This window comes from Aeromonas sp. R2-3 (assembly GCF_040908375.1).
Taxonomy (GTDB): Bacteria; Pseudomonadota; Gammaproteobacteria; order Enterobacterales; family Aeromonadaceae; genus Aeromonas; species Aeromonas veronii.
This window is the reverse complement of the sequence record NZ_JBFODP010000005.1, coordinates 88,300-103,083: the sequence shown is the minus strand read 5'-3', so window position 1 is coordinate 103,083 and position 14,784 is coordinate 88,300. Positions and strand designations below refer to the sequence as shown.

The window sequence follows — 14,784 nt, the reverse complement described above, 5'->3', positions numbered from 1 at the left end:
CTTGCTAGACGCGAATGCTCATGCCATCGCTCAGGCTGTAGCGGTAAGCGCGGGCAGCAGGGAGCAGGCCAATCACCATGCCTGCCAGCCACACTACCCCCAGCAACTGCCACTCGTAGGTGCTCGGCAGCCCCAGACTCAGTTGCAGGCCATAGTGGCTGAGCAGCCAGGGCGAGGCAAGCCCCTGCCCCAGATAGAGCACGGCGACTCCGAGAGCGATGCCGACCGTGGTCAGCGCCATCGCCTCCAGCGCCAGCAGCAGGAACAGGTGGGCAGGGCCCGCACCGAGGGATCGCAAGATGGCGAGCTCCCGGCGCCGCTCGTTAAGCCCCGCCAGCAGGGTAGTCAGCATGCCGATAAGGCCCGCGACTACCACGAAACCGGCGATGACCGAGAGGGCCGTTTCCGCCACGCTCATCAGGCTCCACAGCTCCTGCAGGGCGGCCCCCGGCAGGATCGCCATCAGCGGCTCTTTGGGATAGGTGTTTACGCTGCGTTGCAGCTGGAACGCCAGGATCCGGTTGCTCAAGCCCACCATAAAGGCGGTGATGGTTTTCGGGGTGGGATCCTGCGCCAGCGCCTGCTCCGGCGTCACGTTCTTGCTGTGGCGGCCGGTGTCCCAGCCCAGATGGATCGCCTCTATCCCCGCCAGCGGCACATGGATGGTGCGATCGATGGGCGTACCGGTCGGCGCCAGAATACCCACCACCTTGAACGGCAGATTGTCGTGCTGGCTGAACGAGGTGTTGCCAGCGCCGTGGGCGATGACGATGGATTGGTCGAGGTGATAGCCGAGCTTCTCGGCCACCTGGGCGCCCAGCACCGCTTCAAACGGCGTCTCGAACGGCCGCCCTTCCCGCAGTTGCAGCGACTGCTGCTGACCGTACTTCAGGTGGGTGAAGTAGTCGCCATTGGTGCCGAGCACCCGAAATCCCTTGTGGGAGTCACCAAGGGAAAGCGGGATGGTCCAGGCGACGCCCGGTTTCTGCTTGATGGCCTGATAGGAGTCCCACCCCACGTTGTTGGTGGGGTTGCCGATGCGAAACACCGAGTAGAGCAGCAGGTTCACCTGACCGGAGCGGGCGCCGACGATGAGATCGGTCCCCGAGACTGTGTTGGAGAAGCTTTCGCGGGCCTGGGTGCGCACCCGCTCCACCCCGAGTAGCAGGGTGACGCTGATGGCGACGGCCAGCAGGGTGAGCCCGGCGGTGAGGCGGCGGGCCCAGAGACTTTGCAGGGCGAGTTTTAGCACGTGACCCTCCGGTTTTGTTGTCGTACCGCGTGGGTACGCATGTCATTCATCAGGGAGACGCAGTGTTGAACGGTGCTCAGCATGATGCTCTCCGGTTGAGCTGTTGCAGGTTTTCGACCCGCGGGAACAGGGGTTCGAGATAAGGGTCGTGGCTGACGAAGATCAGGGTCGAGCCCTGCTTGTCGCACTCCTCGAACAACAGCTTGATAAAGGCCGCCCGGTTGTCGGTGTCGAGGGCCGAGGTGGGCTCGTCGGCGATCACCAGCGGTGGCGAGCCGATCAGCGCCCGTGCGGCAGCAACCCGCTGCTGCTGGCCGATGCTGAGGGCATGGACGGGGCGATGCAGTGCGTCATCCGGCAGTTGCAGCTCCGCCAGCAGACGGCGCGCCTCCTGCTCCGGACTCCCTTGCAGGCGGGCTCGTTTGGCGGGCGAAAAGGTGAGGGCCGCGGTCACGTTGTCCTGCACCGAGAGAAAAGGCAGCAGATTGAACTGCTGGAAGATATAACCCAGATTGGCCGCCCGGAAGTGGTCACGGGCACGGCCAGAGAGCCGGGCCAATGGTTGGCCCAGCACCTCCAGGGTGCCGTGGTTGGCGGTCTGGATCCCGGCCAGCAACCCGAGCAGGGTCGACTTGCCGGAGCCCGACGGGCCCTTGATAAAGACCCGCTCACCCTCGCGGATGGTGAGGGCGGGCAGATCGAGTACAGCGTCGCCACCTGGCCAGGCAAAGGCCAGATCGCGGATCTCAACCACGGCTTTTTTCATGGCGTTACCAGCTCAGCTTGTTGGCGGACGGGGTCAGCTCGCCCGCGGTCTGGCCGGTGGGCAGGATCCCCTGCACGCTCAGCTTCTCAAGGCTCGGATAGACGCTGAACAGGGTCGCCTCAAGGCCGGTCAGTTTGGCTGGCGTGGCGCAGGTGTAGGTGTACATGGCGCCCATATCGGCGTGACCCGCTTCGTCATGATCATGGTGGTCTTCATGTTTGTCGCTGGCAGCCTTGTCATGGTCATGGTCATGGTCATGGTCATGGTCATGATCGTGATCATGCTCTTCTTTGGCGGCCTGCAGCTCCTGCCGGGTCAGTTTGCAGCCAGCGGCCGGGTCGAAGCGGAACAGGGCGTCAGGTTGCTGGAGGCGGGCGACCGCTTTGGCATACTGCGCCTTCTCTTCATCGCTCTTGGCGGCGTGCTCGAAGCCCACCAGATCGGCGGCAGGGGCTTGCAGCTCGATCATCAGCTGGTTGCCATCGACCACCAAATTGAGGTGGCCGTGGCCATGCTCGTGGGCGCCGTGGCTGTGGCTCTCGTGTTCGTCGTGATTTGCGTGTGCGCCAAAGGCCGCTGCGGCCAGCAACAGAGTAACTGCTTTCATCTTTAATCCTTTTTTTCAAAACAAATAGCGAAATTAAACAAAGGGATAGATAAAAACAGAGGCGGGAGGCGCACGGATGGCATAGCTGTGAAGAGTGGCGGTATCCGCCGAGCGTTGCATGGTTGCAACAGCGGGCAAAACAGAGGTCGAACCGGGGAAACAATAGGGGGTGGCGGTGATGACCTGCTTGCCATCCAGATGGAGGGCGCAAACCAGACAGTGATGGTCGTCGTGGCCGGGCAGGGCGGATTCAAACTGGTGCCGGGCAAGGGCAGGCTGCAGCCATAACCAGCCCAGCAGCAAGATCCAGATTTTCAGCTTGATACGACCCATAGACCCTTATGGAAAGGGCGCCATCAGCGCCCTTTCTCTCTGACTTAGAGATGGGACTTGATGAGCCCCATCACGGTAGCAATGTTGTTGGCATCGAGCTGGCCATCTTTGGCAAACAGCACCTTGCCCTCTTTATCCAGCAGAATGATCGCCGAGCTTTCCGGCGTCAGATCCCAGGCGTTGCGCGCCATGCCCTTGGCATCCAGCACCATGGCGGACCAGGGGAACTCTTTCTTGCTGTCCTCGGCACTGCTCGTCACGAAGCCGGAGGTGCCCCAGATGGCGTCATTGCTGTTGATGACAGTAACGGTCTGGTACTTGTCTTGCGGCAGTTTGGCGGCCTTGATCGCCTCGATCATCGGGGCGTTCAGCTCCTTGGCACTGGAGCGACCGGCAATATGCTGGATCAGGAATACCTTGCCGGTGAGCGAGGTGCTCTGCCACGGCTGGTAGCCGATATCCTTGCCATTCAGTACCAGCTCACCCTTGTCGCTGACATTGACCAGCGGCACCGGGTTGCCATCCTTGATGTTGTGAGCAAAGACCAGAGATGGCAGCAGCGCCAAAGTAAGTACGAGATGTTTCATCCTGATGACACTCCATTTGTTATGTTATAACGAGTTTCGGATTGAGGGAATGGGCGAGCTTCATCCTAAACTGATCGGATCTGTTTAAAAAGTGTTAAATAAGATCGCAATTCAGAAGCGTCGGCGCCCCGCCAGTCAGGTTGTTGGCTGGCAAGGGCGGCTAGGATGGCATGACATCGATAAAAATCAATGAATTGGCTGCTGGTCTGAGCTGTCTGCGTCAGTAGAGCGACTCGCTGATTAGGGGGATCTTGGCCATGGTCATCTGCTGGGCCAGCAGGGACGAGCCGGTCAGCAGCACATGGCGCTGATTGTTGATCACCACCACATCACCGGGTACGCCACTGTCTGCCGTAATGGCCAGCCAGGCAGGGGAGACGCTGCCGATGCTGATATCCGGATAGATGATGCTGAGCACATATTGTGGCGCCAGCTCCGCCAGCAGGCTGGCCATCAACAGCGCCTTCTCGTCGCTGTCGGCCTTGTTATCCTGCAGTGCCTGCAGCGGTGGCGCGAAGTGATCCAGCTGTTCCGGCTGGGTGGGGATGGCGTTTAGCCACTCCTGCAGCAGGCTGACGCTGGTGGCGAGATCCTTGGCGGCAAACTGCTGCGCCAGCGGCTTGAGATGCCCCTTGAAGTGGTAGAAGAGCTGGGAGTAATCGGGTCGCACGCAAGGCAGTTTGCGATTGGCCGGATGGACGCAGGGGATCACCCTCATCTGGTAGAAGGCATCCTCCTGATACTGCTGGTAGGCTTGCCAGAACAGCATCGACTCCATGCTGTCGTCCCGCAGGGTGAAGGCCTGCTCCAGATTGCGAAATTTGGTAGCTGTCTCGGGGCTGCTCTGATTGATCAGGTTGATGCTGTTGTAGAGCCGCGGGCTGATGTAGGCGTAAAGGGTCTCCAGCGGATTGGTGAGAGAGGCCTTCAGCAGGCTCATCTCGTGGCGACTGGCGGCCATCACCTGGTCGTCGGTGGTCAGCTGGAAGTGCTTGCGCTGGCCATCGGTGGATTGCCACTGCCAGCTCATGTTGATTTCGCTGGCGTTGCTTATAGCACCAAGGGTGGTGCAGAGAGTGAGGCTGAGCAACAGCGCGGGGGTCAGCTTCATGGTGGTGCTTCCTGCCGTGGACGATAATTAACAACTAGGTGAGCCGGCACCACTTTGGTGATGTTTCGTTTTGTGATCTGGATAACAGATTGATGTGACTTTTAATTTAATTGTGAAATTAAGTCATTCTGGAGGGGTTATGAAGCCTTGGATCATAGTGCTGTTTGGGCTGCTCAGCCTGCCAGCCATGGCGGGTCAGGTGAGCGTTAACAAGGGGATGTCCGTTGCGGATACCTTTGCCCTGCGCGATCAGTTGGCGCGCGAACACGAATGGCAGGAGTGGCTGCGCTACCAGCAGGCCATCAAGTGGTTGGAGGTATTGCCGGTCAACTGCGAGCTGATGAGCCAGCCGGGCGGCGGCTATCGCTGTGGCGGTGATTACTATCGTCCCTACCAGAAAGATGGTCGTGAAATATACATTCAGGGTAATCCTGCTGGAGATGCGACCGGTCAGCTGCCGCAAACACCGACAAAAAAGGCGCCATAAGGCGCCTTTTTTTACAAACCGAGTGACGCTTACTTGGCAGCGTAACGCTCGGCAGAGGTCTTGATCTCGGCTTCGGCAGCGGCCTTGTCGCCCCAACCTTCCACCTTGACCCATTTGCCCGCTTCCAGCTCTTTGTAGCGCTCGAAGAAGTGCTGGATCTGGGCTTTCAGCAGTTCCGGCAGATCGTTCACATCCTGGATGTGGTCGTACTGCTTGGTCAGCTTGGAGTGCGGTACAGCAACGATCTTGGCATCTTCGCCAGATTCGTCGGTCATCTTCAGCACGCCAACCGGGCGGCAGCGAATGACGGAACCGGCCAGCAGCGGGTAGGGGGTCGGAACCAGTACGTCGACGGGGTCACCATCCAGAGAGAGGGTCGCGTTCACGTAGCCGTAGTTACACGGATAGAACATCGGGGTAGACATGAAGCGATCGACGAAAATAGCACCGCTGTCCTTGTCGACTTCGTATTTGATCGGGTCGGCATTCTGCGGGATTTCGATGATGACATAGATATCGTCGGGCAGGCTCTTGCCGGCCGGTACCAGGTTCAGGCTCATGATAATTCCTTCGTTGTTAGTATCAGGTTTGCAGGCCGATATTATAGCGATGTGATGTTAAATGACCATATTTCAGCGGATATCGCTAACAAAGAAGGGGGATGTTTCCGCTTTGCGGCACTTTGATGTGTGCGGGATGCAACAAAACGGCTGTTTTGATGCCCTGCCGCTGACCTTGGTCACCGGCAGGGCATGTGGAGTTGCGAGCAAAGGGGGTCAGAGCGAGTAGGGGAGTCTCGACTCGTTGACCAGTCGCGACAGGGCTGTCACTACATGAGGGTCAAACTGGGTGCCGGAGCGGGACTGGATATACTCCATGGTCTGCGCCAGCGTCCAAGGCTCCTTGTAGGGGCGCTTGCTGAGCAGGGCATCGAATACATCGACTACCGCCACAATCCGCGCCGACAGCGGGATCTGCTGACCAGCCAGCTGCTGCGGGTAGCCCTTGCCATCGAAGTGTTCATGGTGGCCCCGAGCGATTTCGGCGCCGAGAGAGAGGTAGCTGGTTCCCTCCACCATTTCACCCGCCTTGTGCAGGATATTGGCGCCGATGCCGGCGTGCTGCTCCATGATGGCCCGCTCTTCCGGGTCGAAACGCCCCGGCTTGTGCAGGATATGGTCCGGGGTGCCCACCTTGCCCACATCGTGCAGGATGGAGGCCATGCCGATCATCTCGACAAACTCCGGGGTCAGCTGCTCAGGATAGGCCGCCATCTTCTTCAATTCGGCCACGATGGCATCCGAGAGCTTCTGTACCCGCAAGACATGCTCGCCGGTATCGGAGTCGCGAAACTCCGCCAGCGCCGCCAGTGCCACCACGGTGGCCTCTTGGGCGCGCAGCAACTGGTTGTAGAGATAGAGGTTGTCGTAGGCCGCCGAGATGCGCTGGCAGAAGACATCCAGCAGATCGCATTCGAGGGGATCGAGAGGCTGGGTCGGGGTAAAACTCAACACGAACTCGCGACCATTCTGGGCGGCGATATAGAGGGAGTCCTGCGGGTGTTCAAAGCGGTTGCTGCGCGCCGCCAGTGCCTTCAGAACCGAGTCATTGAGGGTGGGGAAGTCGGTGATCTTGCCATCATCCAGCAGAGTCTCGTAGTCGCCGGTGGCGGCGAGGATCTCCAGCCCCTGTTCGCCGGGACGGCGCTCGGCGCAGATGGCCCCTTCGGTGCCCACATCGAGAATGGCGCTGATCTGTTTCAGCACGCCGGAGGCAAACTCCTTGAGTGAATGAAGATGGTAGAGATCGCCTGCCCCTTCGAGAATTTTGCCGAGCCCCTGCCGGCTCTTGTCGATGGCACTGAGGGTTTCGTATGAACGCAGGGATGCGATGACGGTGGTGTACAGCTTTTGTACCGTCAGTTCGGTCTTGGTCTTGTAGTCATTGATGTCGTAATCGAGGATCACCCGCTGCTCGGGGGCTTGGCCGGGTTGGCCGGTACGCAGCACGATCCGCACCAGCGAGTTGTGCATTTCGTTGCGGATCCGGTGCACCAGCCGCAGACCTGCATCTTCGGTCTCCATCACCACATCGAGCAGGATCAGTGCAATCCTGGGATTGGCCTCCAGCATGCGGCCAGCTTCGGCGCCGCTGTAGGCATTGAGCAGCTCCAGCGGACGGGATTTGTAGTGAATGTTGGAGAGGGCCAGGCGGGTGGCATGATGGATATCCGGCTCATCATCCACGATCAGCACTTGCCATGGGTTGAGTGCCTTGGGGACCACGACCTCCTCATCATCGAGTTCGATGATGTCGTCGTCCAGCAAGATATCGTCCTTGTCTTGGGCACTGCTCATATCGGTTACGCCTCCGGCGCTCAATGAGTATGTGAACAGTATGCACGATCACATCCGCTCGGATCATCAGGATAAGCAGATATCGTGAGCTGGCTCCGCCTCTTTATCGCTACTCGAAAGGTTCCAGATACCCCTGGATCGACTTCTTCAACCAGGCCAACACCTTGCCGTGATAGGCGTTTTCCGCCAGATAGACCCCGTAATCCCGCCACTGCAGGCTGAACTTGTGTTTCAGGGTCAGCAGGGAGCCTTGTCGCAGCTGGCTCTGGATCAGAGGCGAGGGGAGCACTGCCCAACCCAGCCCGTCCAGCACCGCATTGCGCATCAACTCGAAGCTGGAGAGACCGATATGCTGCCCTCCCACAGGTAGCAGGCTTTTTACAGAAAATTCATCTACATACGAGAGGGTAACCTGGGTGTGATCGGTCAGATCCTGCTGTTTGACCCGCTTCAGTCCGGCCAGCGGATGGCTGGGCGCCACCACCATCAGGGTGCGGATCGGGTTGAGCACGTCGATATTGAGGCCGCTGCGCTCCTGATCCTCGGTAATAAGGCCAAAAGCGGCATCGACGAATCCCTCTTCCACCAGCGCCGGCAGTTCGGGCGGAGAGGCGAGCACCAGCGAGATACTGGTACCGGGAAACTGATTGTGCAAGGCGGCCAGCATCTCGCGCCACACCGGCTCGGGAATTGCGTCATCGCGGGCGACCCGCAGCGCCACTTCGGCCCCCGAGGCGTAATGTTTGCACTTCTGCTGCAAGCTGTTGGCTGCCTGTAGCAGGCGAGTGCAATCATCAAGCACCAGCTCGCCGATCTCGGTCAGCCGACTCTGATTGGCACCTCGTTCAAAAAGTTCGACGCCAAGCTCAACTTCCAGCGCTGCGATGGCGGTGCTGACGGCGCTGCGGCTTTTGCCGAGGCGACGGGCGGTGTTGGCAATAGAGCCGCTATTGGCTGACTCTACAAAGAGTTCTATCTGATATAGCTTCATCTTTTACAGGCTGTGGCGGATTTTTTCACCATCACCTTAGCGTGCCAAACCAAGGCAAGGCAAACCTGTGGCGTCGGAATAATCGACGCTGAGCGATTGTCGCGAGTTGCTTATCCCCGTTTACCATCTCTCCCGTCGAAGCAACAAAGGCATCTTATATGTTATTAAGTCGTATGTTTCTGGCCCGGCTGTTTTTGACCGGCGCCATCGTGACCGAGGTCGCCGGTACCTCCAGCATGGCCATGATCCCCGAGCAGGGGGCTGGCTGGATGAATTACATCCCGATGTGGCTGTTGATCGGTTTCTCGTACTGGTTGCTGGCGAAAGCCGCCAAAACAATCTCCATTGGTATTGCGTTTGCGCTTTGGGAGGGGCTCGGGATCACCCTGATCACTATAGTGTCGGTCATGTTCCTCGGTTACGATGTGACCGTTCAGGAGCTGATTGGCCTGGCTCTCGCGATAGTGGGGATTGTTATGGTGACCATGGGGGAGACCCATGATGAGCCCGCAGACAAGTCAGTAGAAGCGGAGGCCACAGCATGAGTCCGTTTGTGATTGTATTGGGTGCCGCGCTGATCGATATCGGCGCCAACATGGCCATCAACCGCTCCAAGGGTTTTCGTTACAAGGGGTGGGGATTCCTGGGGATCATGCTGGTACTCGGCGCCTTTACCCTGCTCTCGGAAGCGGTAAGTAGCGGCCAGATTGACCTAGCTGTTGCCTACGCTACCTGGGGGGCTATCGGCATCGTCGGTACGGCGCTGGGCGGTTTGCTCTTCTTTGGTGAGCGGCTCAAGCCCATCGGCTGGGCTGGCATGATGGTGATGGCGCTGGCTGTCGTTATGCTGACTACCGCCTGATAACCTGAAGCAATAACAAAAGCCGCCCGGTAGCAACCGGGCGGCTTTTGTTTCGCTGATTGCTTGGTCGATGCAGGCTCAGCGCGGCGCTTCGTAGAGCTCCAGCGGCAGGCCGTCGGGGTCGGCGAAGAAGGTAAAGCGCTTGCCGGTCAGCTCGTCCACCCGCACCGGCTCTACCTCGACCCGATGGGCCAGCAGGTGGGCGATGACCCGGTCAAGATCGCTGACCCGAAAGGCGAGATGGCGCAGGCCGCACGCCTCGGGGCGGGAGGGGCGCTCGGGAGGCGAGGGGAAGCTGAACAGCTCCAGCTGGCTGCCGTCCGGCAGGGCCAGATCCAGTTTCCATGACTGGCGCGCTTCGCGCAGGGTCTCGGCGATGATGGGCAGCCCCAGTACCTCGTGGTAGAAGTGGCGCGAGCGTGGGTAATCGCTGGCGATGATGGCCACATGGTGGATGGCGTCAAACAGCGGAAAGGTCATGGTGTTTCCTTGTCAGCAGCATAGTGAACGGGCAGCCTGCGCAGCCCGTGTCGTTGATCTAGTTAAAGAAACCGCCGAACCAGTCATCCAGCGCACTGCGTGGTGTCGCATTGCTGGCGCAACCGGCCGGGGAGCCCATGGTGGAGGCTTTGGCCGGCACCTGCAGGCTGCCCGGGCAGTCGCTGGCGACGCGGGTGCCGCTGGCGCGGGAGAAGTTGGCCCAGGTGACCCCTTCCGGCATCTTCAGTCCCAGACTGTTGACGCCGCGCTGGCTCATGTAGCCGCTAAAGAGCTGCAGGGCACCGCTGGCACCGGTCAAACCTGCCGGGGTGTTGTCGTCGCGACCGACCCAGATACTGACCAGCTCGTTGTTGTCCATCCCGGCAAACCAGGAGTCGCGCAGCTCGTTGGTGGTGCCTGTCTTGGCCGCCATGGTGGCGCCCGGGAACTTGGCACTGAGCGCGCGGGCCGTGCCCTGACTCACCGTCTTGGTCATGGCGAACAGGGTCAGCCAGCTTGCTTGCTGGTCGGTGACCCGCTTGGCGGTCTGATCATGCTGATAGAGCAGGCTGCCATCCCCGTTCACCACGGCGCGAATGGCCGATAGCGGCTGGGTCAGCCCCTGATTGGCGATGGGCAGATACATCTGGTTCACCTCCAGCGGGGAGAGGGCCACCGCCCCCAGCACCAGCGACGGATAGGGCTGGATCTCCTGCTGAACTCCCAGTTTGTGCAGGGTATCGACCACCTTCTCCAGCCCGACCTGCAGACCCAGATTGACGGTCGGCACGTTGAGTGAGCTGGCCAGCGCATCCATCAGTGGCACGCTCTGGCGGAACTTGCGATCGTAGTTTTGCGGTGTCCAGACCTGGCCATCCTGACCGCGAATACGGATCGGCTGATCTTTGAGTGGGGTCGCGAGCGTCAGGCCGTTGGAGAGACCGGTGAGGTAGACCGCCGGTTTCACCAGCGAGCCGATCTGGCGGCGGGCATCCAGCGCCCGGTTGAACCCGGCGTAGCGGGGATCGCGGCCACCCACCAGTGCCACCACTTCGCCCTTGTGCCAGTCGGAGACCACCATGGCCGCCTCCAGCTTCTTCTTGCCGCGCAGTTTCTCGATATCGGCGAGGCCCGATTCGACCGCCCGCTCGGCCGCGTGCTGGGCGATGGGGTCGAGGCTGGTGAAGATCTTGAGGCCAGACTGCTTGAGCAGATCGGCGCCGAAGCGGCTCTGGATCTCTCGCTTGAGCAGTCCCATAAAGGCCGGGGTACGGCCATAACTCATCTGGCCGCGGGCGATGATGCCGAGGGGCTGGCGGCTGGCCAGCTCATATTCGGCCTGGGTCAGGCTGCCGTGATCCATCAGCAGCTTCAACACCAGATCACGGCGGGTCTTGGCCCGCTCCGGGAAGCGCCATGGGTCGTAATAGGAGGGGCCTTTCACCAGACCGACCAGCAGGGCCACCTGATCGATATCCAGCTCGTTGACCGGAATGCCGAAGTAGAAGTAGGAGGCAAGCCCGAAGCCGTAGACCCCTTGCGAGAAGTTCTGCCCCAGATAGACCTCGTTGAGGTAGGATTCGAGGATCTCGTCCTTGCTGTAGCGATAGTCGATCAGCACAGCCATGTAGGCTTCCTGCAGTTTTCGCCACAGGCTGCGTTCACGGGTCAGGAAGAAGTTCTTGGCCAGCTGCTGGGTCAGGGTACTGCCCCCCTGCACGGTACGACCCGCGATCAGGTTGGCGAACATGGCGCGCATGATGGCCACCGGCGAGACGCCGCCATGCTGGTAGAAGTCGCGATCTTCGGTGGTGAGCAGGGTCACCAGCAGGCTGTCGGGCACCTCGGCGATGCGCACCAGCAGGCGATCTTCCCGATCTTCGGTATTGAGGCGATCGAGCAGCACCGGGTCCATCTGGGCGTAACCGAGCTGGCGCTGGTTCTCCAGCGACTGGATCCCCTCAAGGCGCGGGCCGTTGAAGGTGAGGCGCAGGCCGCGGGCTCCGTCGGCACCGTCATAGAACTCGAACGGACGGCGAATAAGCTCGATGCGATTGCCGTTGATGGTGTATTCACCCGGCGTGTGAGGCTGGCGCACCTGTTTGTAGCTCAGCATGTTGAGCTCGCGCAGCATCTGGTCCCGCGACAGGCGCTGGCTGGGGTAGAGCTCCAGCGGACGGCTGTAGACCATCACCGGCAGCTGCCACTTCTCGCCATCGAAGCGCTCGCGCACCTTGGTATCGAGGTAGATGCCAAACACCACCATAAAGGCCGCCACCACCAGGGAGAGCTTGAAGCCAAGCCAGAACAGCTTGCGCCAGATGGTGCGTTTGGGCGCTGCCTTCTTGGGGGCACGCTTGCGTCGTTGGGTTGCCATAAATCCTCTTTGCTTTCCTTTCTACTTGTTATATCGCATTCGCGAACGTCCGAGCGGGATTAACCCGTCGAACCTAGATGCCCATCTTCTTCTTGGTGACCTTGGTCGGCATCGCTTCCAGCGGGTTATCCGGCCAGTAGTGGCGGGGATAGCGCCCCTTCATCTCTTTCTTCACCTGCTCGTAAGAGCCAGCCCAAAAGGCGGCCAGATCGGCGGTGATCTGCAGCGGTCGCTGGGCGGGGGAGAGCAACTCCACCACCAGCGATACTCGGCCATCGGCCACGCAGGGGGTCGAGCCTTGCCCGAACATCTCCTGAATGCGTACCGGGATCACCGGTGCCTGCCCCGGCTGATAGCGGATCCGCACCCGGCTGCCGGTGGGCGCAGCAAAGTGGCTCGGCAGTGCCTCGTCCAGCCGTTTGGGCAGTGGCCAGGGCAGGGATTGGCGCAGGATGTCGCTCATATTGAGCCTCTTCAGCTGCTCCAGCCGGGTCATACCGCTCACCGCTGGCAGCAGCCACTGTTCCAGTGTGGCCAGCAGGCTCTCGTCATCCATCGCGGGCCACCCCTCATCGGGCAGCCAGTCGCGGGCGCAGCGCAGGCGGGCCAGCAGCCCTTCGCTGCTCTCGTCCCAAGGCAGCACATGCAGCCCCTTGCGGCGAATGCCTTGCAGCAGGCAGCGCCCTTTCTGCTCGTCAGAGAGTTCGGTCAGCGGTCGCTGGCTCAGCACCAGCTCGCCGATCACCTGCTGGCGCTCGGCGCGCACCCGCTCTTCCCGCTCATCCCAGTCGAACCACTGCCGTTCGCTCACCAGTTCCGGCAGCAGGCGTACCAGCTCGTCAAGATCGACCGGTTCGGCGATAAAGATGCGGCTGCCGCGATCGTTCTGCCCCATCTCGATGGCGATAAGGGCCCCTTGTCCCTGACAGGGATGACCTTCTACCAGATCGCAGCTCACCCCACCACTGAGTTGATAACGACTGCCGCTACGCAGTTTGCCGATGCGATCCGGCCAGGCGAGGGCACAGAGCAGCCCCAGCCACTGGCCCTGTGCATTGGCAGGTCGGGCGCCAAGCCGTTCAAACCAGCGGGCAGCGTTCTGGCGCAGGGCGTTTTGGCGGCGGTGGAACAGCACAGAGAGGCGCTCCGATCCTCGCAGATCTTCTTCCTGCAACGCCAGCAGATAAGCGGCATCGGCGACAATCCCTGTCAGACCCTCGGATTCCAGCTCGCGGGCGCGCAGCAGCATGCGAGCGAGGCGAGGGTGAGTACCGAAGGCGGCCATGGCGCGGCCAGCGGGAGTGAGTTGTTGCTCACCCTCCGGCTTCATGGCGCCAAGGGCCACCAGCAACCTCTGGGCGCTGGCCACCGCGGCGGCGGGAGGCATATCGAGAAGCGGCAGATCTTCTACCTTGGCGCCCCACTGGGCGGCATCTATCAGCAGGCCGGTCAGCTCCTGAGTGAGGATGTCTGGCGGGCTCTGCTCGGCGAGCCGCTCCTGCACCTCGCTGCTCCAGAGCCGGTAGCAGACGCCGGGGCCGAGACGGCCAGCACGGCCTGCCCGCTGGGTGGCGGAGGATTTGGCTATCTGGCGGGTCTCCAGTCGGGTGACACCGCTTTTCAGATCATAGGAAGCCCGTCGTTCCAGCCCGCTGTCGATAACGACAGAGACCCCTTCGATGGTGAGGGAGGTCTCCGCCACATTGGTGGTGAGCACCAGCTTACGGCGGCCGGCAGGCGCCGGTTCGATGGCCGCCTGCTGCGCCGCCATATCGAGGCGACCGTAGAGGGGGGCGAGGGTCACGTCGTCCGGCAGTTTGTCTGCCAACCATTGCGCCAGTCGCTCGATCTCACCCTGTCCCGGCAGAAAGACCAGCAGGCTGCCATCTTGCTCGGCCAGCGCTTCGAGTACCACGGCGCCGACCTGCGGCTCCAGCCACTGCTGGCGATTGGCGGGGCGGTAGTGGTAATCGATCGGGAAACCACGTCCCTCGGAGCGAACCACAGGGGCATCCGGCAACAAGGTCTCGAGTGCCATGCCATCCAGGGTTGCGGACATAATCAAGAGCTTGAGGTCATCGCGCAGCCCTTGCTGGCTCTCGATGGCGAAGGCCAGCGCGGTATCGGCGTGTAGACTGCGTTCATGGAACTCATCGAAGATCACCAGCGAGACGCCAGTCAGCTCCGGGTCTTGCTGCAACATCCGGGTCAGCACCCCTTCGGTGACGATCTCGAGCCGGGTCGCTGAGCTGGTGCGGCTCTCGCCACGCACCCGCAGGCCGATGCGCTCGCCCACCTTTTCCCCCAGCTGACGGGCCAGAAAAGTGGCGATATTGCGCGCAGCCAGGCGCCTTGGTTCCAGCATGATGATGCGGCCGGGCAGCCGGTTCTGACGCACCAGCTCCAGCGGCAGCAGAGTCGATTTGCCCGCGCCGGGTGGCGCCTGCAGGATCACGATGGTGTGGCTGTCGAGGGAGGCAAAGAGTTCGGGCAATACCGAAACGATGGGGAGCTGGGACAAAGCGATGAGCACCTTCTGTGGCAACCGGTAAAACGGCGCCTATTCTGCCACAG

General features: G+C 61.0%; 15 protein-coding genes. 3 read left to right on the top strand and 12 right to left on the bottom strand.

Going from position 1 to position 14,784, the window contains the following annotated elements:
• Positions 1 to 4: 4 nt before the first annotated feature.
• The 6 genes from AB5Z02_RS02385 to AB5Z02_RS02360 form a co-directional block, all read right to left on the bottom strand.
• Positions 5 to 1,252 carry an ABC transporter permease gene (locus AB5Z02_RS02385; RefSeq protein ID WP_368215161.1) on the bottom strand — a complete coding sequence of 416 codons (1,248 nt, stop codon included), beginning with the start codon at positions 1,250 to 1,252 and terminating at the stop codon, positions 5 to 7.
• 76 nt (positions 1,253 to 1,328) lie between these two features.
• Positions 1,329 to 2,018: an ABC transporter ATP-binding protein gene (locus tag AB5Z02_RS02380; protein ID WP_005335686.1), complete on the bottom strand. Its 690-nt coding sequence runs from the start codon at positions 2,016 to 2,018 to the stop codon at positions 1,329 to 1,331.
• Positions 2,019 to 2,022: 4 nt separating this feature from the next.
• Positions 2,023 to 2,625: a DUF2796 domain-containing protein gene (locus AB5Z02_RS02375; protein ID WP_368215159.1), complete on the bottom strand. Its 603-nt coding sequence runs from the start codon at positions 2,623 to 2,625 to the stop codon at positions 2,023 to 2,025.
• Between the two features lie 33 nt (positions 2,626 to 2,658).
• The gene (locus AB5Z02_RS02370; protein WP_199427620.1) at positions 2,659 to 2,958 is read right to left on the bottom strand and encodes a DUF2607 family protein; all 300 of its coding nucleotides are present in this window, start codon (positions 2,956 to 2,958) and stop codon (positions 2,659 to 2,661) included.
• Positions 2,959 to 3,002: 44 nt separating this feature from the next.
• Complete coding sequence (locus AB5Z02_RS02365; RefSeq protein WP_231719848.1) at positions 3,003 to 3,545, bottom strand: YtfJ family protein; 543 nt, start codon at positions 3,543 to 3,545, stop codon at positions 3,003 to 3,005.
• A 220-nt stretch (positions 3,546 to 3,765) separates the two neighbouring features.
• Positions 3,766 to 4,656 carry a hypothetical protein gene (locus tag AB5Z02_RS02360; RefSeq protein WP_368215157.1) on the bottom strand — a complete coding sequence of 297 codons (891 nt, stop codon included), beginning with the start codon at positions 4,654 to 4,656 and terminating at the stop codon, positions 3,766 to 3,768.
• A 139-nt stretch (positions 4,657 to 4,795) separates the two neighbouring features.
• Here AB5Z02_RS02360 and AB5Z02_RS02355 point away from each other — a divergent pair, with 139 nt between their 5' ends.
• Positions 4,796 to 5,143: a hypothetical protein gene (locus tag AB5Z02_RS02355; RefSeq protein ID WP_368215155.1), complete on the top strand. Its 348-nt coding sequence runs from the start codon at positions 4,796 to 4,798 to the stop codon at positions 5,141 to 5,143.
• Positions 5,144 to 5,172: 29 nt separating this feature from the next.
• Here AB5Z02_RS02355 and ppa read toward each other — a convergent pair whose 3' ends face one another.
• The 3 genes from ppa to AB5Z02_RS02340 all read right to left on the bottom strand — a co-directional run bounded on the left by ppa (position 5,173) and on the right by AB5Z02_RS02340 (position 8,491).
• Complete coding sequence (ppa, locus tag AB5Z02_RS02350) at positions 5,173 to 5,703, bottom strand: inorganic diphosphatase (protein WP_005335667.1); 531 nt, start codon at positions 5,701 to 5,703, stop codon at positions 5,173 to 5,175.
• A 216-nt stretch (positions 5,704 to 5,919) separates the two neighbouring features.
• Positions 5,920 to 7,500 carry a DUF3369 domain-containing protein gene (locus AB5Z02_RS02345; protein ID WP_201939161.1) on the bottom strand — a complete coding sequence of 527 codons (1,581 nt, stop codon included), beginning with the start codon at positions 7,498 to 7,500 and terminating at the stop codon, positions 5,920 to 5,922.
• A 109-nt stretch (positions 7,501 to 7,609) separates the two neighbouring features.
• Complete coding sequence (locus tag AB5Z02_RS02340; RefSeq protein ID WP_368215152.1) at positions 7,610 to 8,491, bottom strand: LysR family transcriptional regulator; 882 nt, start codon at positions 8,489 to 8,491, stop codon at positions 7,610 to 7,612.
• 158 nt (positions 8,492 to 8,649) lie between these two features.
• Between AB5Z02_RS02340 and AB5Z02_RS02335 the strand changes: the two genes are divergently transcribed.
• Both AB5Z02_RS02335 and AB5Z02_RS02330 read left to right on the top strand, forming a co-directional pair.
• The gene (locus AB5Z02_RS02335; protein WP_005335660.1) at positions 8,650 to 9,036 is read left to right on the top strand and encodes a multidrug efflux SMR transporter; all 387 of its coding nucleotides are present in this window, start codon (positions 8,650 to 8,652) and stop codon (positions 9,034 to 9,036) included.
• Complete coding sequence (locus AB5Z02_RS02330; RefSeq protein WP_069529986.1) at positions 9,033 to 9,353, top strand: SMR family transporter; 321 nt, start codon at positions 9,033 to 9,035, stop codon at positions 9,351 to 9,353. Before AB5Z02_RS02335 ends, AB5Z02_RS02330 begins: the two co-directional genes overlap by 4 nt.
• A gap of 78 nt (positions 9,354 to 9,431) precedes the next feature.
• Here AB5Z02_RS02330 and AB5Z02_RS02325 read toward each other — a convergent pair whose 3' ends face one another.
• From AB5Z02_RS02325 to hrpB, 3 genes are all read right to left on the bottom strand, one after another.
• Complete coding sequence (locus tag AB5Z02_RS02325; RefSeq protein ID WP_005362902.1) at positions 9,432 to 9,833, bottom strand: VOC family protein; 402 nt, start codon at positions 9,831 to 9,833, stop codon at positions 9,432 to 9,434.
• A gap of 58 nt (positions 9,834 to 9,891) precedes the next feature.
• Positions 9,892 to 12,210 (bottom strand): penicillin-binding protein 1B, encoded by a 2,319-nt coding sequence (gene mrcB, locus AB5Z02_RS02320; RefSeq protein ID WP_118854597.1) that lies wholly within the window; start codon positions 12,208 to 12,210, stop codon positions 9,892 to 9,894.
• A gap of 73 nt (positions 12,211 to 12,283) precedes the next feature.
• Positions 12,284 to 14,731: an ATP-dependent helicase HrpB gene (hrpB, locus tag AB5Z02_RS02315; protein WP_368215151.1), complete on the bottom strand. Its 2,448-nt coding sequence runs from the start codon at positions 14,729 to 14,731 to the stop codon at positions 12,284 to 12,286.
• Positions 14,732 to 14,784: the final 53 nt, after the last annotated feature.